This window comes from Saccharothrix saharensis (assembly GCF_006716745.1).
GTDB classification, from domain to species: domain Bacteria; phylum Actinomycetota; class Actinomycetes; order Mycobacteriales; family Pseudonocardiaceae; genus Actinosynnema; species Actinosynnema saharense.
The window spans coordinates 6,029,004-6,047,027 of record NZ_VFPP01000001.1; the positions used below are offsets into that span (position 1 = coordinate 6,029,004).

Genomic DNA, 18,024 nt, shown 5'->3' on the forward strand with positions numbered 1-18,024 from the left:
CGGACCTTGTTACCCGTCAGTACGCTACGGAGGACCACCGCCCGTGACGCCGGAGGCGGCGCGATTCGACACAGGAGGTTGCCGTGCCGTACCCGGCCGACCGAGAGCGCGACCGCCCGTGGGTGATGCGGACCTACGCCGGCCACTCCAGCGCCGCAGCCTCCAACGCGCTGTACCGGCGCAACCTGGCCAAGGGGCAGACGGGCCTGTCCGTGGCGTTCGACCTGCCCACGCAGACCGGGTACGACCCGGACGACGAGCTGGCCAAGGGCGAGGTGGGCAAGGTCGGCGTGCCGATCAGCCACATCGGTGACATGCGGCAGCTGTTCGACGGCATCCCGCTGGCCGGGGCGAACACCTCGATGACCATCAACGCGACGGCCATGTGGCTGCTCGCGCTGTACGTGAGCGTGGCCGACGAGCAGGGCGCGGACCGCGCCACCCTCGCGGGCACCACGCAGAACGACATCATCAAGGAGTACCTGTCCCGCGGCACGTACGTGTTCCCGCCCGGACCGAGCCTGCGCCTGATCACGGACATGGTCGCGTGGACCGTGTCGAACGTGCCGAAGTGGAACCCGATCAACATCTGCTCGTACCACCTGCAGGAGGCGGGCGCGACGCCCGTGCAGGAGGTCGCCTACTCGCTGTCCACCGCCATCGCGGTGCTCGACTCGGTGTTCGACTCCGGCCAGGTGCCCGAGGAGCGGCGCGGCGAGGTCGTCGCGCGCATCTCCTTCTTCGTCAACGCCGGCGTGCGGTTCGTCGAGGAGATGTGCAAGATGCGGGCGTTCGTCCGGCTCTGGGACGAGATCACCCGCGACCGGTACGGCATCGCCGACCCCAAGCACCGCCGCTTCCGGTACGGGGTGCAGGTGAACTCGCTCGGGCTGACCGAGGCGCAGCCGGAGAACAACGTGCAGCGGATCGTGCTGGAGATGCTGGCCGTGACGCTGTCGCGGGACGCGCGGGCGCGGGCGATCCAGCTCCCCGCGTGGAACGAGGCGCTCGGCCTGCCCCGGCCGTGGGACCAGCAGTGGGCGCTGCGCATGCAGCAGGTGCTGGCCTACGAGACGGACCTGCTGGAGTACGAGGACCTCTTCGAGGGCTCGCACGTCGTGCGGGCGAAGGTGGACGAGATCGTCGAGGGCGCGCGGGCCGAGATCGACCGCGTGCAGGCGATGGGTGGCGCGGTCGCGGCGGTCGAGTCCGGGTACATGAAGTCGGCGCTGGTGTCGTCGCTGGCCGAGCGCCGCAGGCGGGTCGAGTCCGGCGAGGACGTCGTGGTCGGCGTGAACAGGTTCGACACCACCGAGCCGTCACCGTTGCAGGCCGAGGGCGCGAACGCGATCGAGCAGATCGACCCGGTCGTGGAGCAGCACGCGGTCGAGGCGATCCGGGCGTGGCGGTCCTCGCGCGACGACGCCCTGGCCGAGTCCGCTCTGGACGAACTGCGGGCGGCGGCGAAGACGGACCGGAACCTGGTCGAGGTGACGATCGCGTGCGCCAAGGCCGGCGTGACGACCGGCGAGTGGTCGCAGGCGCTGCGCGAGACGTTCGGCGAGTACCGCGCGCCGACCGGGGTGTCGGCGGCGTCGGCGTCCGGTGAGGCGGGCACCGGGATCGCCCGCGTGCGCGAGCGGGTGCGGGCGACCGGCGAGGAGCTCGGCGAGCGGCTGCGCATCCTGGTGGGCAAGCCGGGCCTCGACGGTCACTCCAACGGCGCCGAGCAGGTCGCCGTGCGGGCCCGCGACGTCGGCTTCGAGGTCGTCTACCAGGGCATCCGGCTCACGCCCGCGCAGATCGTGGCCGCCGCCGTGCAGGAGGACGTGCACGTGGTGGGCCTGTCGATCCTGTCCGGCTCGCACCTGGAGGTCGTGCCCGCGGTGGTCGACGGCCTGCGCGCGGCCGGCGCGGGTGACGTGCCGGTCGTCGTCGGGGGCATCGTCCCACCCGACGACGCCGACAAGCTGCGGGAACGCGGCGTGGCCCGGGTGTTCACGCCCAAGGACTACGAGCTGACGCAGATCATGGACGAGATCGTGACCGTCGTGCGCGAGGGGAACGGTCTCTAGACCCCGTCGTCGGTGGACACGATCCCGGTGATGCCGCGCGGTCAGCCGCGCTCGCGGGTCGGCCTCGCCCGAAACGGGTCGCCGAAGCCGCGCTGCGAATCGATCGACGGCGATGACGGCGTTGTGCTCGGGCGGGTTCACGCCGGCGGCGGGGGTGCCGGACGGCCGTGCGGCGACCGCGCACTGGCGGTTGCTCGACGCGCGGGGAGTCACCGCACCCCGCGCCCGTGTGCCGCGGGACGTGCTGTTCACCGACGACGAGGTGGTGCCGCCGATCCGGGAGGGCGGCCGGCGCCGGTACGTCGACCCGCCGCTGCCGCCGCGCCCCGACCGCGCGGGCGTCGCGTCCACAGTGGACTGGGCGGTGGGTCGGCCGCGGCAGCACGCCGAGCTGGGCGTGACGCCGGACGCCTACCGCCGCGCCGTCCGCGTGCCCGCCGCGTCGTGACGCCGGTCAGCCCTCCGTCACCGGGATGATGCTGTTGTCGCCCTCGAACACCAAGACCCGCGCGCCCAGCGGCTCGGCCAGCGTCACGGGGTAGTACCGGGGCCGGTACACCGCGGTGCGGGCGCACTCGCCGACGACCCCGATCGTCCGCACCCCGACCACCACGGCCGTCTCGGTCTCGGTCACCACGGGCTCCTTGGTGGACGGCTCCTGCCCCCGGCAGGGCGTCTCGGGCGCACCGAGTTCGACCTCCAGCCGGACACCGTCCGACGTCTTCGCGTGGTGCGTGCCGACGTGCTCCGCGCCCTGCTTCCAGAACGCGTCGGGCGTCATCGCGGGCCACGCGAGCCGGCTGCCGAACGAGGACCGGAACAGCCACGCGGGCAGGTCGAGCGGGCCGCGGTCGGTGGTGAAGGTCGCCGTACCGGGTTCGGCGCCCACGATCTCCACCGGGTCGCCCTCGCGAGCGCCGGCCGACATGGCGGCCAGGGCGTCGCGCGCGTCGATCAGCGGGAACGTCGCCGGCCCGTCGGGCAGCACGACGGACGTCGGACCGGGTGTCGGCGGCTCGACACCGGTGAACCGGTAGCCGTGGCCCTGGCTCAGCTTCTCCTCCTCCGAGCCGACCCACTCCACGGTCACCAGCTTCGGCGCGAAGAGCACGATCGGGCGGGGCACGGCGTGCACCGGGAAGTCGGTCGGCGGCGGGGTGGGCGGTGCGGGCGTGGCGGTCTGCGTGTAGGTGCCGGGGTACCCGGGATCGACCGGGAAGACGGGTGCGGCTCTCGAGGCGCAGCCCGCGAGCAGCAGCGCTCCCACGACCGCCGGTAACAGACGAGGTCCCATGCCCCCTGGACGGTGGTCCCCCGGCACGCGGTTGCACGGCCCGTTACCGTCGCAACATGGCCGAATACCAGCACATCCGCGTCGACCGCACGGATGACGTCGTGCGGATCACCATGGACCGCGCCTCCCGGCGCAACTCCCTGTCCGCCGAGCACCTGGCGGAGCTGTTGACCGCGTTCCGCGAGGTGGCCGCGTCGGACGCGGTGGGCGTGGTGCTCGCGGGCGAGGGACCGGTGTTCTCCGCGGGCCACGACTTCGCCGACGTGGCCGCCCGCGACCTGGACGGCGTGCGCGACCTGTTGGCGCTGTGCACGGAGCTCATGCGCACGATCGAGTCCGTGCCGCAGGTGGTGATCGCCCGCGTGCACGGCCTGGCCACCGCGGCGGGCTGCCAGCTGGTGGCCTCGTGCGACCTGGCCGTGGCCGCCGAGGAGGCCGGGTTCGCGCTGCCCGGCGGCAAGGGCGGCTGGTTCTGCCACACCCCGGCCGTGCCGGTGGCCCGGACCATCGGCCGCAAGCGGTTGATGGAGATGGCGCTGACCGGCGACACCGTGGACGCGCGCACCGCCGAGCAGTGGGGCCTGGTGAACCGGGTCGTGCCGCTCGCCGGGCTGGACGAGGCCGTGGACGACCTGCTGCGCCGCGCCACCCGCGGCAGCCGGGCCAGCAAGGCACTGGGCAAGCAGACGATCTACGCCCAGCTCGACCGACCGGAGTCCGACGCCTACGCCATCGCGCTGGAGGTGATGGCGGCGGCCTCCCAGACCCCGGCGGCCAAGGAGGGCATGTCGTCGTTCCTGGAGAAGCGCCCACCCGCCTGGACCGACTGACCCGGAAGGGGAGCCGCTGAGCACCGGACGTCGTCGGGGTCGTCGCCTGACGGGTCATCGCGCGAGGTCGAGGGCCAGGGCGGTGGCGGGCAGGGCGAGGAACGCGGCGGGCACGGCGATGTTGTGCCACACACCGGCCCGCGCGTGGGCGGCCAGCGCGCCCACGAAGAACGCCACCAGCCCGATCGCCGCCGCCGTGCCGACCACGGGCACGCCGAGCAGGCCGAGCAGCAGGCCGACCGCGCCCGCGCCCTTCACCGCACCCAGCACGGGCAGCCACGACGGCGGCACGCGCACCGCGGCCGAGTTGGCCAGCACGAAATCCGCCTTCACCAGGTCGGCGACGGCGATGCCGGCGTTGGCCAGCACGGCGAGCGCGGCGACGACGACGTAAGCGGTGGACATGGCACCTCCGGGTGAGCAGACGGGGCGTCTGCCCACCCGACGCACGGGCGGCGCGGGAGGTGACCGGCTACCCGACCTGCATGTAGCAGGCCCAGCCCGGTGCCGCGGGCGTCGCGGTGCACGATCAGCTTGGCCACCTCGGCGCGGTGCGTGCCGTCGGGCGCGTCGGTGAACCGCACCTGCACGGTGCCCACCACCCGGCCGCCACCGGCGCGGCCCGGGCCCGCCACCACGTGAGCACCCGCACCCGGGACAGCGGCTTGACGAAGCCCACCGAAGCGCCGTCCTCGACCGCGTCGGCCGGCAGGTCGGTCAACGCCTCCGCGCACGCCGGCGGCTCGGCGGAGGTCACCTCCGCGATCCCGGCGGTCACGGTTGCGCGTGCTCGTGCAGCAGGAGCAGCGTGTAGGCGGCGATCGACTGCGCGTCGGTGATCTCACCGCGCGCGATCATCGCCTCGAACTCGGCGCGCGGGAACCACGCCGAGCGCATGTCCTGCTCCTCGTGCTCCCGCTCGTGGAAGCCCTCCCGCAGGTCGGTGGCCAGGAACACCCGGCCGCGCTGGCTGGACATGCCCGGTGCGACGTCCAGCATCCCGAGCAGCACCAGCTTGCCCGCCCGCAGCCCCGTCTCCTCCCGCAGCTCGCGCTCGGCCAGCACCAGCGGGTCGGCGTCCGCGCGTTCGGGCGCGGTGCCCTGCGGGAACTCCCAGCGCCGCATCCCCAGCGGGTAGCGGAACTGCTCGACCAGCCGCAGCCGCTCGCCGTCCATGGGGATCACCAGCGCGAAGTCCGGCTTGTCGACCACGCCGTAGATCCCGGTGGTCCCGTCCGCACGCCCGATGGCGTCCTCCCGGACCACCATCCACTGGTTCGCGTACACCTCACGCGATCCGAGGGTTTCCACGTTCACTCTCCCTGTGCCGAATGCCGGGCGAGTTCCGACCGGCGTCGCCCGTACGCGAAGTACACCACCAGACCCGCGGCCGACCAGACGCCGAAGGCCAGCCACGTGGCGGGCGCCAGACCCGCCACCAGCAGCGCGCACATGCCCAGGCCCAGCAGCGGCACCACCGGGACCCACGGCGTGCGGAAGCCGCGCGGCAGGTCCGGCCGGGTCCGCCGCAGCACCAGCACACCCACGTTGACCAGGCTGAACGCCACCAACGTGCCGATGCTCGTCGCCTCGGCCAACTGCCCGAGCGGCACCAGCGCGGCCAGCACCGCGACCACCGAGCCCACCAGCACCGTGTTCACCGTCGGCACCCGCTTCGCGCCGACCCGGGCGAACACGCGCGGCACCAGGCCGTCCCGCGCCATGGCCACCAGCACCCGGGTCTGTCCGTAGAGGACGGTCAGCACCACGGACGCGATCGCGATCACCGCGCCCGCCGACAGCACGGTCGCGGGCCAGCCCGCCCCGGTGACCCGCTCCAGCACGGTGGCCAGCGAGGCGTCGGACCCGGCCAGCGCGTCCACCCCGACCGCGCCCACGGCGGTGAACGCCACCAGCACGTACACGACCGTGACGACGGCCAGCGAGATCACGATCGCCCGCGGCAGGTCCCGCTGCGGGTCGCGCGCCTCCTCACCGGCCGTGGACGCCGCGTCGAACCCGATGAACGAGAAGAACACCAGCGACGCCGCGCCCGTGACGCCCGCGATGCCGGCCGGGGCGAACGGCGCCAGGTTCGAGCTCCGGAACCCGAACACCGCCACCACGACGAAGAACGCCAGCACCGCCACCTTGAGCAGCGTGGTCGCGGTGGTGACCGCCGCGCTCTCCTTCACCCCGCCCAGCAGCACGGCCGTGGCCAGCAGCACGACCACCGCCGCGGGCAGGTTGACCACGTCGCCGGACAGCGCGGCGGGCAGCTGGAACCCGAGCGTCGCGTCGAGGAACGCGTTGAGGTACCCGCTCCAGCCGACCGCGACCGCCGCCACCGACACGCCGTACTCCAGCAGCAGGCACCACCCGCAGACCCACGCGACCAGCTCGCCGAGCGTGGCGTAGGTGTAGGAGTAGGCCGACCCGGACACCGGCACCGCGCCCGCCAGCTCGGCGTACGACAGCGCGGAGAACAACGCCGCCAGCGCCGCCACCGCGAACGACACGGCGACCGCCGGACCGGCCACCGGCGCGGCCTGGCCGAGCACGACGAAGATCCCCGTGCCCAGCGTCGCGCCGACGGAGAGGGAGACCAGCGGCAACAGCCCGAGGCTGCGCCGCAACGGCGTGTGCGCGCTCTCCCCGGTGATCAGGTCGACGGGCTTGGTGCGCAGGAGCTGCCGCAGCGGTGACACGTCGGCCGACGGTACCTGCCGGTGGGACGGGGCGCGCACCCCGTAGCCTGTCGGCCGTGCGCCTCGTCATCGCTCGCTGCCAGGTCGACTACGTCGGACGCCTCACCGCTCATCTGCCGATGGCGCAGAGGCTGTTGTTGATCAAGGCGGACGGCTCGGTGTCGATCCACTCCGACGACCGCGCGTACAAGCCGCTGAACTGGATGAGCCCGCCGTGCTGGCTGATCGAGGACCCCGACCTGTGGGTGGTGCAGAACAAGGCGGGCGAGAAGCTGATCATCACGCTGGCCGAGGTGCTGCACGACTCCAAGCACGAGCTCGGCCCGGAACCCGGCCTGGTCAAGGACGGCGTCGAGGCCGACCTGCAGAAGCTGCTGGCCGAGCACGTGACCACGCTCGGCGAGGGCTGGACCCTGGTCCGCCGCGAGTTCCCGACCCCGATCGGCCCGGTCGACCTGATGTGCCGCGACGCGTCCGGCCGCTCGGTGGCGGTCGAGATCAAGCGCCGGGGCGAGATCGACGGCGTCGAACAGCTGACCCGCTACCTCGAACTGCTCAACCGCGACCCGCTGCTCGCCCCGGTGCGGGGCGTGTTCGCCGCGCAGCAGATCAAGCCCCAGGCCCGCACCCTCGCCGAGGACCGCGGCATCCGCTGCGTCGTGCTGGACTACGACGCGCTGCGCGGCATCGAATCCGACGAGTTCCGCCTCTTCTGAACCCATTCCGCCACCGCGTCGCCGCCGGTGGGTAATGTGATCTGAACGCCCATCAGGCGTTTCCGCATTTTTGCGCCGTCGCACTGCTCCATTCGAGCGGTCGCCACGCGGAGAAGGAGGAGCGTCCGTGGCAGAGGTCGCCGTGAGTGTGCTGACGGAAGTCGCCGTCGTGTCGTGCGACATCCTCGGCCATTCCGCCGCGGAGGACGACCTCCAGTTCCACCGGGTCGCGGAGATCAACCGGATCGTCGGCGACGCGATCGAACGCCGCGAGCCCGGGCAGGTCATCTGGTCCTCGGGTGGCGACGGTGGCCACGTCATCTTCTTCGGGGACGACTGGCTGGTGCACGCCGTGCACCTCATGGCGGAGTTGTGCGCCTGGGCGCGGGACGAGTCGGTGCAGCTCCGCGTCACCGGCCACGTCGGCCCGGTCCGCAGCCTGGTCGGGGCCGACGGGCGCACGCAGGTGGTCGGGTCCGGCATCAACTTCGCCGGGTGGCTGGTCCGGCAGGCCACCGGTGACGGCATCGTCGTGTCCGACGCCTTCCGCCGTGCGATCGCCTCCGCGTCGATCGCCTCGGAAGTCACCATCCACCACCAACGGTTGCTGGTGAATCGTGGCGAAGAGAAATTGCTCTACTTGCTGTCCTTCGACGGTGTGCAGTCCGAATGGGGTAATCCGGAGGACGACGACTACGCGTCGTTGAGGAGGGCACTGCAGTCGGAGAACGGGTGGGACGCCCTCTATTACGCGAAGAGGATCTCCCAGATCAACCCGCAGGACCGCAACGTCACCGCCGCGCTCGAGCACGCCTCGCGAATGCTGAAGTCCGGCACCGGCGCCAATCGCAGCTTCCTCGAACTGCTCCGGGCGGACGAGCTGACCGAGATGCTGAAGCTCGGGCACCTGGTCGAGCGCAGGCCCGGCGAGGTGATCTGCCGCGTCGGGGAACCCGGCGAGTCGATGTTCGTCATCCTGCGCGGCGAGGTCGGTGTCTACAACCTGGAGGGCAAGGGGTTCGGCGGCACGGCCGAGGCGAACAACGTGCACCGCGCGGGCGAGGTCGTCGGCGAGCTGGCGACCGCGTTGAAGCGCAACCGGACCGCGGACCTCATCGCCAGGACCGACGTGGCGCTGCTGTCGTTCATCAGCGACGAGGTCACCGACAAGCTGTCCGACACGGACGCGGGCAAGGAGGCGAGGCGGCAGTACGACCTGTTCATCCTCGATCGCGTGCTCCAGCACACCGTCCAGGCCACGCCGTACCTCCTCGGTCCGCTCAACATCCCGTCCTCGCAGGGCTTCGCGCGGGTCACCGATCGCAAGCCCTGGGAGGCCGCCGTCCGCGAGCTGCTGCCGCACACGGAGCTGGTCACGGTCGCCCCCGGGGGCTTCACCCTCGACAACGGCCAAGTGGTGCGCGCGATGAGCAAGGAAGACCCGGAACACGGCCTGTTCGTCCTGGTGTCGGGCAGCGTCACGTCCTCGACGCCCGTCGTCGCGAAGTTGGACGGCTCCCGGAGCCCGCTGCTGTGGGTCGACGTGCCCGAGCTCTTCGACGCGCCGCCGAGCACCTACAAGCGCGCGGCGGAACCGATCATGGTGCTGCGGATCGGGGCCAAGGGCGTCGACCAGCTCTCCCTGGACCAGCGCGGCGAGCTGCTCCGGTCGTTGAAGAGCGTGGTGGGCGAGGTGCCGCCCGAATACCAGTTCGACGTGTACCTGTGCCACTCGAGCCTGGACAAGGAGGTCGTCAGCGAGATCAAGGACCGGCTGTGGGAGGACTACGGCCTCAGGTCCTGGTACGACGACGCCGAGTTGCAGCCGGGTGACTCGACCCGCAAGGCGATCGAGAAGGGGCTGATGAGCAGCCGGTTCCTGCTCCTGTGCGCGAGCGCGAACCTGAACTCCTCGGACTGGGCGAACCGGGAGATCGACTCGGTCCTGCACCTGGACGTGAAGCGGCAGAACGACGACCCGAAGGTGCTCGTGCTCAAGCTCTACGAGCACGAGACCAACGACGAAGCCATCCCGCGGCTTCTCCGGGGCACCAAACGGCACCACTTGCAGCGGGAAGGGGACTTCGAGCGACTGGCGGGGTTCATCCAGGCCGCGGGGAGGGCCGCCAGTGGGCGACGAGGTCCGTAACGCCGTGTCGGCCCCGGTCTCGGTGGCGGTGCAGGCCGGTCGCATCGAGGGGCCGGTGCACATCCACGCGCCGGCGCCGGCGGTGGTCGTGCCGCGCCAGCTGCCCGCCGGTCCGCGCCGGTTGACCGGCCGTGAAGCGGAGCTCGCCTGGCTGGACGACCGGGCGCGGTCGGTGCCGGTGGTGGTGAGCGGGCCGGGCGGAGTCGGCAAGAGCGCGCTGGTCCTGGCGTGGGCGCACGCGAACATCCCGGACTTCCCCGACGGCCAGCTGTGGGTCGACCTGCGCGGGCACGGGCCGGATCGGCCGTTGACGCCGGACGAGGTGCTCGGCGCCTTCCTGCGCGACCTCGGTGTGCCCGACGCCGACGTGCCCCCGACCCGCTACGAGCGCGAGGGGCGCTACCGCAGCCTGCTGCACGGCCGGCGGGTCCTGGTGGTGCTGGACAACGCCGCGTCCGAGGACCAGGTGCGCCCGTTGCTGCCGGGCGCCGGCACCGTGCTGGTGACGAGCCGGGCCGTGCTGCCCGGTCTGGCGGTGCACGAGGGGGTCGAGGTGCTCGACCTGGACCTGCTCGACCACGCTCAGGGGCTGGCTCTGCTGCGTGACGCGCTGGGGGACCGGGTGGACCGGGAGCCGGCCGCGCGGGAGCTGGTGGCGCTCTGCGGCGGGCTGCCGCTGGCGTTGCGGATCGTCGCGCAACTGGCCCGATCACGGCCGACCGCGCCCCTGGCGGAACTGGTCGCGGAGCTGCGCCGCGCGGGCGACCGGTTGGACGTCCTGGAGGTCGGCGGTGACGTCCGCTCCTCCATCCGACCGGTGCTGTCGTGGTCCGTGGACCGCTTGCCGGAGGAGGCCGCCCGCGCGTTCCGGCTGTTCGGCGTGCACCCGACGGGAGTGGTGGACGCACCCGCGTTCGCCGCCCTGTGCGCGGTGCCGGTGGCTCGCGCGGTGCGGTTGCTGCGTGCGCTGGTCGGTGCGCACCTGCTCACCGAGCCCGTCCGCGGCCGGTTCGCCGCGCACGACCTGCTCCGCCTCTTCGCCGTCGAACTGGCCGACGGAGAGGCGGAGCGGTCCGCGGCCGGGGTGCGGCTGTTCGACCACGTGCTGCACACCGCCGCGCGGGCCGACGCGCTGGTCACGCCCAACCGGTTCCGATTACCACTGGCCGGTGACCCGGCCGGTGCGGAGGAGTTCGCCGACTACGACTCCGCCCTGGCGTGGTTGCACCGGCACTGGCGCGACGCCGTCGGCCTGTGCGGCAGGGACGAGCCGGAGCTCGACGCGCGGCGCTGGCAGTTGGCTTACACGATGCGCGGCTACTTCTTCCTCACCAAGCAGTGGGACGGCTGGCTGGCCTGCCACCGGTCGGCGCTGGCCGCGTGCCTGCGGCTGGGCGACCGGCACGCCGAGGCGCGCATCCGCAACGACCTGGGGCGTGCACTGCTGGAGACCGGCCGGCCGGACCTCGCCGCGGTGCAGTACGAGACCGCGCAGCGCCTGTTCGAGGAGCTCGGCGACCGGCACGGGTGGAGCAACGCGGTCGCGAACCGCGCGGTCCTCGCGCGCAGGTCCGGAGACCTGGCGGAAGCGCTGCGCCTGAACAAGTCGGCGCTGGACTACTACCTGGAGGTCGGCGCGCGTCGCAACGCCGCCATCGCGTGGCGCAGCAGGGCCAAGACGCACGAGGCGGCGGGCGCGTTGGACGAGGCCTCGGCCGACCTCGGCCGGGCGGTCACGACGTTCGCCGAACTGGGGCTGCACCTCGACCTCGCCGAGGCCTACAACCTGGGTGGAGTCCTCGCCGCGCGGCGGGGTGACGCGGCCGCGGCCGAGGCGCAGCACCTCGCGGCGCTCGACGCGAGCCGGGCGTGCGGCAGCACCTTCGAGGAAGCCGAGGCGTTGCGCCGGCTGGGCGACCTGGCGCACGCGCGCGGCGCGGTCGACGTGGCGGTCGCCCGGTGGAGCGCGGCGGTGGGCCACTACCGCGCGCTGGGGTCGCCGGAGGTGGCCGGGTTGACCACGCGGCTGGAGTCGGTCGGCGGTGTGGCCGAAGGGCGACCGGAGCCGGGCGGCGGGGACGCGGTGTGACCGGCCGGCGCGTGTCGTCGTCCGCACTTCCCGGGTCGGCGGTAAGCCGTTCGGGTGCGTGGCAGGTCGGATTCCGCGATATACGCTGACTTCCCCCGAAAACGGGCCTGGAGGCGTGCGGTGCGAAGACCCCGAAGACGAAGATCCGGTCCACCCGTCCTGGTCTCGTTGGTCCTGCTGGTGGTGGCGGGGTGCGCGGCGCAGGGATCCGCGTTGCCGCCGCCGCCCGTCGTCGCGGTGTCGAACTCGACCGCCGCGCCCTCTCCCGCCGCGCAGCTCGCGGCGCTCCCCGTCGCCGGCCCGGCCGGAGGCGAAGTCCGGCTCGGTGGTGACGGGTTCCCCGCACACGGTCGGGTGGTGTTCACCTTCCACGGGCAGCCCGTCGGCGACGTGACCGCGGACGCGGTCGGGCGGTTCGCCGGGGTGCCGGTCCGGGTCCCCGAGTCGTTCCGGGATTCCGCGCCCGGCACGCAGTTCACCATCGGCGCCACCTCCGGTCCCGTGTACGCCGAGACGCCGTTCGTGCTCACCCGCTGACGCGCTCACCTCAGGTTTAGCCCGGGGTAGTTCAAACCGGCGGAGCGCGCCGACGTGCACTACCGTCAGCTTGATCGGCTGTGCGTTAGTGCGCGATGGTGTTCGGGGTTGTTCGATCAGGGAGGTGGGCGGAGGTGCCCGTACTGGCCCAGGTGGATCTCAGGCTGGATGCCGGTCCGTTGGACTACACCCTGCTGGCGGTCTACTTCGCGTTCGTCCTCGGCATCGGCTTCCTGGCCCGCCGGTCCGTCTCGTCCAGCCTCGACTTCCTGCTCTCCGGCCGCTCGCTGCCCGCGTGGGTGACCGGCCTCGCGTTCATCTCCGCGAACCTCGGCGCGATCGAGCTGCTCGGCATGGCGGCCAACGGCGCGCAGTACGGCATGGCGACGGTGCACTACTACTGGATCGGCGCGATCCCGGCCATGGTGTTCCTCGGCCTGGTGATGATGCCGTTCTACTACGGCTCGAAGGTCCGCAGCGTCCCCGAGTTCCTGCGCCGCCGCTTCGGCAAGGGCGCGCACCTGGTCAACGCGATCAGCTTCGCCGTCGCGCAGGTCCTGATCGCGGGCGTGAACCTGTACGCGCTGGCGTTCCTGCTGAACCTGATGCTCGGCTGGCCCATCCCGCTGTCGGTGGTGATCGCGGCGGCGATCGTGCTGACCTACACCGCGCTGGGCGGCCTGTCCGCCGCCATCTACAACGAGGTGCTCCAGTTCTTCGTGATCGTCGCCGCGCTGCTGCCGCTGACGATCGTCGGCCTGCACAAGGTCGGCGGGTGGCAGGGCCTGGTCGACAAGGTCACCGGCGGCCCCGGCGGCGCGGAGCAGCTGTCCGCCTGGCCCGCGACCGAGCTGACCGGCATCCAGAACCCGGTGCTCAGCGTGATCGGCATCGTGTTCGGGCTCGGCTTCGTGCTGTCGTTCGGGTACTGGACGACGAACTTCGCCGAGGTGCAGCGCGCGTTGTCGGCCAAGAGCATGTCGGCCGCGCGGCGCACGCCGATCATCGGCGCGTACCCGAAGATGCTGATCCCGTTCGTGATCATCATCCCGGGCATCATCGCGGCGCTGGTCGTGCCGGAGATGGTGGCGCTCAAGGCCGGTGACGACAGCAGCGGCGTGGTGTACAACAACGCGCTGCCCGCGCTGATCGGCGAGCTGCTGCCCAACGGCATGCTGGGGATCGCGATCACGGGTCTGCTGGCGTCGTTCATGGCCGGCGTGGCGGCGAACGTGTCGTCGTTCAACACGGTGTTCACGTACGACCTGTGGCAGGACTACGTGCGCAAGGACCGCCCGGACGAGTACTACCTGCGGGTCGGTCGGCTGGCCACGATCGGCGGCACGGTGGTCGCCATCGGCACGGCGTTCCTGGCGGCCGGCTACGGCAACATCATGGACTACATCCAGGCGCTGTTCTCGTTCTTCAACGCGCCGCTGTTCGCCACGTTCATCCTGGCCATGTTCTGGAAGCGGATGTCGGCGGCGGCGGGCTGGGCCGGCCTGGTGGCGGGCACGCTCGGCGCGGTGGCTGTGTTCGTGCTCGCCGAGACCGGCGTGGTGGACCTGCCCGGCCAGGGCGCGAGCTTCGTGGGCGCCGGCGTGGCGTTCGCGGTGGACATCGTGGTGAGCGTGGTGGTCACGGTGTTCACCCGGCCGGTGCCGCAGGAGCGGCTGGTCGGGCTGGTCTACAGCCTGACGCCCAAGGAGGACCGCAGGCACTCCAAGACGGGTGAGGACGCCGGGTGGTACCGGTCGCCGCTGCTGCTCGGCATCGGCGTGCTGGCGCTGACCGCCGTGCTCAACATCATCTTCGGCTGAGGGAGGTCGTCGTGGCGCGCAAGGCCGGTCTGTTCGACCTGCGACTGGTGATCGCGATGTTGTTCGCGATCTACGGGGTGGTGCTGTTGGTGGTCGGACTCGGCTTCACCGACGAGGCCGACCTGGCCAGAGCGGACGGGCTCAACATCAACCTGTGGACCGGGGTGGGCATGCTCGCGCTGTCGGCGGTGTTCGCCGCGTGGGCGACCCTGCGGCCGGTCGTCGTGCCCGACGAGAGCGCCGCCGGCGCCGGTCGGGCCGGGGAGTCGTCGGGGACGGGCGGCTGACAGCCCGGTCGAGCCGGCTATCGGCGCGGGTAGACCGGGTTGAAGGCCTCGACCGTCCAGGTGTCGAGCCAGCGGACGGCGCGTCGGACGCGGGCGCGCATTCGGTGATCCTCTCGTCGGTTCGGTGCGAACACCTCATTCAGCGCGTTGATGTTCTGAATCGTTCCCGAAGGCCGTAGTGAGGACGGACACAGGGTTCGTGCCACGAATGGAGCACCCGGTCGCTACCGTGCACCTCGTGCCCCGTCTCGTCGCCGTGTTGAGCTTGATCCTGCTGCTGGCCGGCTGTGCCGGGGCGGATCTGGCCAAGCAGAGGTTCCCGCGCACCACCATCCCGGCCAACGCCGAGAACGTCTCCGACCCGAGCGGGTCGAGCGAGCAGCCGCCACCGCCCGCCGACGGCGAGCCCGTCGACCCGGCGTTCGCGCCGGACAAGCTGCGGCTGACCGACCCGTGCGAGCTGCTCGACGAGGACGTGCTGAAGCGGTTCGGCACGCCCGGTGACCGGTCGCGCAGCGGGTACAGCCGGTGCTCCAACTTCATGAAGGACAAGAACGGCAAGGACCTGGCCGTCACGGTCGAGATCGGCCAGACCATGACCACCGAGCTGAAGAACGCGGACAAGCAGCTCGCCGGCCTGCGCAGCTACGAGCAGGTGCTGGAGAACAGCGCCTGCTTCGTGTCCGTGATCACGCAGGAAGAGCCCGGCCTGGGCATCACCGTGCAGATCGGCTACGAGGACGGCGACGCCTGCGCGCCCGGCCGGGAGGTGGCCGAGTCGGTCATCCGGCAGATCAAGGACCGCGCGGCGACCCGGACGCCCGCCAAGGGCTCGCTCATCACGCTCGACCCGTGCACCCTGCCGGACAAGGCGGCGATCGACGCGGCGGCGGGCGGTGATTACCGTCTGTACCCGTACGGGTTGCACAACTGCGCCTGGGTCGGCAAGGACCGCGAGCTGACGCTGGCGTTCCGCGAGACGTTCATCCCCGACGACCGCGAGTTCGAGGAGAAGCAGACCGAGGTCGACCTGGGCGGCGGCGTGGTCGGCTACCAGGTGTCCAGCAGCACGGCTTTCCCGTCGTGCGAGGTCAAGTGGGTGCAGCTGGCCGGCTCGGACAACGACGGCGAGATCGTCGAGGTCAAGTCGGCCGGGCCCAAGGCGTCCGAGTTCGACCGCTGCGCGACGGCCGTGGCGTTCGCCAAGACGGTCGTCGGCAAGATCCCGAAGGGCTGAACGGGGGCTGGCATCACCCGCTGTTACCCGTTACTGTCCGGTAACACCCCCGCGTTCGTGCTTGTGCTTGGAGGGCCCGATGACGCAGACCGCTCCCACCACTCCTGCGCGGGTCGACGACGGGCAGCGGCGGTTCGCGTCGCTCGACCCCCGCACGGGTGAGGTCGTCGCGCACCACGTGATCGCCTCCGCGGAGGACGTGCGGGAAGCCGTGCGCGTGGCGCGTGACGCCGCCGCGTTCTGGGCCGGGTTGGGCTTCGACGGCAGGCGGGCGCGGCTGGACGCGTGGCGCAAGGCGCTGGTGAAGCGGCTGGACGAGCTCCAGGTGCTGATCAGCTCGGAGACGGGGAAGTCCGCCGACGACGCGCGGACCGAGGTGGCGCTGGTCATCGACCACCTGCACTGGGCCGCCCGGCGCGCGCCGAAGGTGCTGGGCAAGCGCAAGGTCGCGCCCGGGATGTTGATGTACAACCACGCGGCGACCCTGGAGTACCGGCCGCTGGGCGTGGTGGGCGTGATCGGGCCGTGGAACTACCCGGCGTTCACGCCGATGGGGTCCATCGCGTACGCGTTGGCGGCGGGCAACGCGGTGGTGTTCAAGCCGTCGGAGTTCACGCCGGGTGTCGGTGAGTTCCTGGCCGCGACGTTCGCCGACGTCGTGCCGGAGTTCCCGGTGTTCCAGGTGGTGACGGGGTTCGGCGAGACCGGGGCCGCGCTGTGCGCGGCCGGGGTGGACAAGGTCGCGTTCACCGGGTCGACCGCGACGGGCAAGAAGGTGATGGCGGCGTGCGCCGCGTCGTTGACACCGGTGCTGGTGGAGTGCGGCGGCAAGGACCCGCTGATCGTGGCCGAGGACGCCGACGTGCGGGCCGCGGCCGAGGGCGCGGTGTGGGGCGGGATCTTCAACTCCGGGCAGACGTGCGCCGGGGTGGAGCGGGTCTACGTCGCGGACGCCGTGTACGAGGAGTTCGTCGCGCTGGTGGTGGAGAAGGCGAAGAAGTTGCGGCCCGGTGGTGAGGCGGACGCCCACTTCGGGCCGATCACCATGCCCGGGCAGGTGGACGTGATCCAGTCGCACGTGGCCGACGCGCTGGAGCGCGGCGGGCGGGCGGTGGTCGGCGGGCTGGAGTCGATCCGGCCGCCCTACGTGGAGCCCGTGGTGCTGGTGGACGTGCCGGACGACTCCACGGCGGTGACGGAGGAGACGTTCGGGCCCACGTTGGTCGTGACGCGGGTGGCGGACGCGGACGAGGCGGTCCGGCGGGCGAACTCGTCGGCGTACGGGTTGGGCGCTTCGGTGTTCTCGCGCAACCGGGGTGAGGAACTGGCGGACGAGCTGCGGTGCGGGATGGTGTCGGTCAACGCGGTGCTGGCGTTCGCGTCGGTGCCCGGGTTGCCGTTCGGCGGGGTCGGGGACTCGGGGTTCGGGCGCATCCACGGTGAGGACGGGTTGCGGGAGTTCACCTACGCCCACGCGGTGACGCGGAAGCGGTTCGGGGCTCTGCTGAACCCGATGACGTACGACCGCGGGTCCCGCACGATCCGCCACGTGGTCCGCCTGGTCCGCCTCCTCTACGGCCGCTGACCCCCGCGTGTCGAACGCCCAGGTCTCGCGTGTCGAACGCTCAGGCCCCGCGTGTCGAACGTTCAGGGACGGGGCGGCGAGGACGCCCAGGCCCGGGAACCGGGTTTCGTCGCTGACGGCCTTGGCGTGGCTGGACTTGACGGCGTTCAGGGTTGCCAGAGTGGGCCGGCCAGGACTTGTCGCTGGGCGGCCTTGGTCTGGTCGCCGTAGGTGCCGATCGGGATCCAGTCGCCGTCGGCTCGGGTGATCTGCTCGGTGCCCACCTCGACGGCCAGGTCGTCCGCCCGGCCGGCCGGGGGTCGGGGATGCCGGCGTCGATGAGGATCGTGCCGATGAAGCTCTTCTTGGCGTAGAGCCTGATCTTGCCCGGCATGAAGCGGAGCATGGTGACGGTCGGGCGCTTGCCCGTCTCGGATGGCCGACAGCTTGGGGTGCTGCTGTTCGGCGCGCAGTTGTGAGCCGATGATCAGGTCGGGTTGGAGCTCGGCGATGGTCTCCGGGTTGAGGCTGGTGATGCCGCCGTGGGCGACGACGCGTTCCGGGCGCTGCTCGATCACGGTCTCGCCCATGGCGTGGTGTTCGACACTCCGGTGTTCCTCCACTACTCCAGGTCACTGACCTGCTGTTCTTAGGGTCGCCTCACCGTAGCTTCCGCTTTCGGGGCCGCTCGCGGTGGAGTAGTAATGGGGTGATCAGC

At 71.8% G+C, this 18,024-nt stretch carries 17 protein-coding genes; 11 read left to right on the top strand and 6 right to left on the bottom strand.

The features are described from left to right. The first annotated feature begins 83 nt into the window (after positions 1 to 83). Both FHX81_RS27195 and FHX81_RS27200 read left to right on the top strand, forming a co-directional pair. Positions 84 to 2,075 carry a protein meaA gene (locus FHX81_RS27195; RefSeq protein WP_141980883.1) on the top strand — a complete coding sequence of 664 codons (1,992 nt, stop codon included), beginning with the start codon at positions 84 to 86 and terminating at the stop codon, positions 2,073 to 2,075. A gap of 112 nt (positions 2,076 to 2,187) precedes the next feature. After that, positions 2,188 to 2,523, top strand: a complete 336-nt coding sequence (locus FHX81_RS27200; RefSeq protein ID WP_141980884.1) for a helix-turn-helix domain-containing protein — start codon at positions 2,188 to 2,190, stop codon at positions 2,521 to 2,523. Between the two features lie 6 nt (positions 2,524 to 2,529). Here the strand turns inward: FHX81_RS27200 and FHX81_RS27205 are convergent, their stop codons facing one another. After that, positions 2,530 to 3,369, bottom strand: a complete 840-nt coding sequence (locus FHX81_RS27205) for a hypothetical protein (protein WP_141980885.1) — start codon at positions 3,367 to 3,369, stop codon at positions 2,530 to 2,532. 56 nt (positions 3,370 to 3,425) lie between these two features. Between FHX81_RS27205 and FHX81_RS27210 the strand changes: the two genes are divergently transcribed. Continuing rightward, a complete protein-coding gene (locus FHX81_RS27210) occupies positions 3,426 to 4,199 on the top strand; it encodes an enoyl-CoA hydratase-related protein (RefSeq protein WP_141980886.1) in 774 nt (257 codons plus the stop codon). 54 nt (positions 4,200 to 4,253) lie between these two features. On the opposite strand, the gene FHX81_RS27215 is transcribed toward FHX81_RS27210, so the two are convergent. From FHX81_RS27215 to FHX81_RS27225, 4 genes are all read right to left on the bottom strand, one after another. After that, complete coding sequence (locus FHX81_RS27215; RefSeq protein ID WP_141980887.1) at positions 4,254 to 4,604, bottom strand: DoxX family protein; 351 nt, start codon at positions 4,602 to 4,604, stop codon at positions 4,254 to 4,256. A 124-nt stretch (positions 4,605 to 4,728) separates the two neighbouring features. Then, positions 4,729 to 4,977: a hypothetical protein gene (locus tag FHX81_RS40780; RefSeq protein WP_170231858.1), complete on the bottom strand. Its 249-nt coding sequence runs from the start codon at positions 4,975 to 4,977 to the stop codon at positions 4,729 to 4,731. Then, entirely contained in the window at positions 4,974 to 5,510 is a 537-nt protein-coding gene (locus FHX81_RS27220) for an NUDIX domain-containing protein (RefSeq protein WP_211363578.1), read from the bottom strand. The genes FHX81_RS40780 and FHX81_RS27220 overlap by 4 nt, the downstream gene beginning before the upstream one ends. A 2-nt stretch (positions 5,511 to 5,512) precedes the next feature. Beyond that, on the bottom strand, positions 5,513 to 6,907 hold the full coding sequence (locus FHX81_RS27225; protein WP_141980888.1) for an amino acid permease: 1,395 nt from the start codon (positions 6,905 to 6,907) through the stop codon (positions 5,513 to 5,515). A gap of 56 nt (positions 6,908 to 6,963) precedes the next feature. Between FHX81_RS27225 and nucS the strand changes: the two genes are divergently transcribed. The 8 genes from nucS to FHX81_RS27265 all read left to right on the top strand — a co-directional run bounded on the left by nucS (position 6,964) and on the right by FHX81_RS27265 (position 17,327). Continuing rightward, the gene (gene nucS, locus FHX81_RS27230; RefSeq protein ID WP_141980889.1) at positions 6,964 to 7,623 is read left to right on the top strand and encodes an endonuclease NucS; all 660 of its coding nucleotides are present in this window, start codon (positions 6,964 to 6,966) and stop codon (positions 7,621 to 7,623) included. Positions 7,624 to 7,750: 127 nt separating this feature from the next. Further along, positions 7,751 to 9,772 carry a TIR domain-containing protein gene (locus FHX81_RS27235; RefSeq protein ID WP_141980890.1) on the top strand — a complete coding sequence of 674 codons (2,022 nt, stop codon included), beginning with the start codon at positions 7,751 to 7,753 and terminating at the stop codon, positions 9,770 to 9,772. 4 nt (positions 9,773 to 9,776) lie between these two features. Further along, positions 9,777 to 11,861 carry a tetratricopeptide repeat protein gene (locus tag FHX81_RS27240; RefSeq protein ID WP_170232188.1) on the top strand — a complete coding sequence of 695 codons (2,085 nt, stop codon included), beginning with the start codon at positions 9,777 to 9,779 and terminating at the stop codon, positions 11,859 to 11,861. A gap of 168 nt (positions 11,862 to 12,029) precedes the next feature. Then, complete coding sequence (locus FHX81_RS27245; protein WP_141980892.1) at positions 12,030 to 12,398, top strand: hypothetical protein; 369 nt, start codon at positions 12,030 to 12,032, stop codon at positions 12,396 to 12,398. 134 nt (positions 12,399 to 12,532) lie between these two features. Further along, the gene (locus tag FHX81_RS27250; RefSeq protein WP_141980893.1) at positions 12,533 to 14,218 is read left to right on the top strand and encodes a sodium:solute symporter family protein; all 1,686 of its coding nucleotides are present in this window, start codon (positions 12,533 to 12,535) and stop codon (positions 14,216 to 14,218) included. An 11-nt stretch (positions 14,219 to 14,229) separates the two neighbouring features. Beyond that, positions 14,230 to 14,505 carry a hypothetical protein gene (locus FHX81_RS27255; protein WP_141980894.1) on the top strand — a complete coding sequence of 92 codons (276 nt, stop codon included), beginning with the start codon at positions 14,230 to 14,232 and terminating at the stop codon, positions 14,503 to 14,505. Positions 14,506 to 14,743: 238 nt separating this feature from the next. Further along, positions 14,744 to 15,742, top strand: coding sequence for a DUF3558 domain-containing protein (locus tag FHX81_RS27260; protein ID WP_141980895.1), 999 nt, complete (start codon positions 14,744 to 14,746; stop codon positions 15,740 to 15,742). A 79-nt stretch (positions 15,743 to 15,821) separates the two neighbouring features. Beyond that, positions 15,822 to 17,327, top strand: coding sequence for an aldehyde dehydrogenase family protein (locus FHX81_RS27265; RefSeq protein WP_141980896.1), 1,506 nt, complete (start codon positions 15,822 to 15,824; stop codon positions 17,325 to 17,327). A 146-nt stretch (positions 17,328 to 17,473) separates the two neighbouring features. On the opposite strand, the gene FHX81_RS27270 is transcribed toward FHX81_RS27265, so the two are convergent. Next, the gene (locus FHX81_RS27270) at positions 17,474 to 17,896 is read right to left on the bottom strand and encodes a hypothetical protein (protein ID WP_141980897.1); all 423 of its coding nucleotides are present in this window, start codon (positions 17,894 to 17,896) and stop codon (positions 17,474 to 17,476) included. Positions 17,897 to 18,024: the final 128 nt, after the last annotated feature.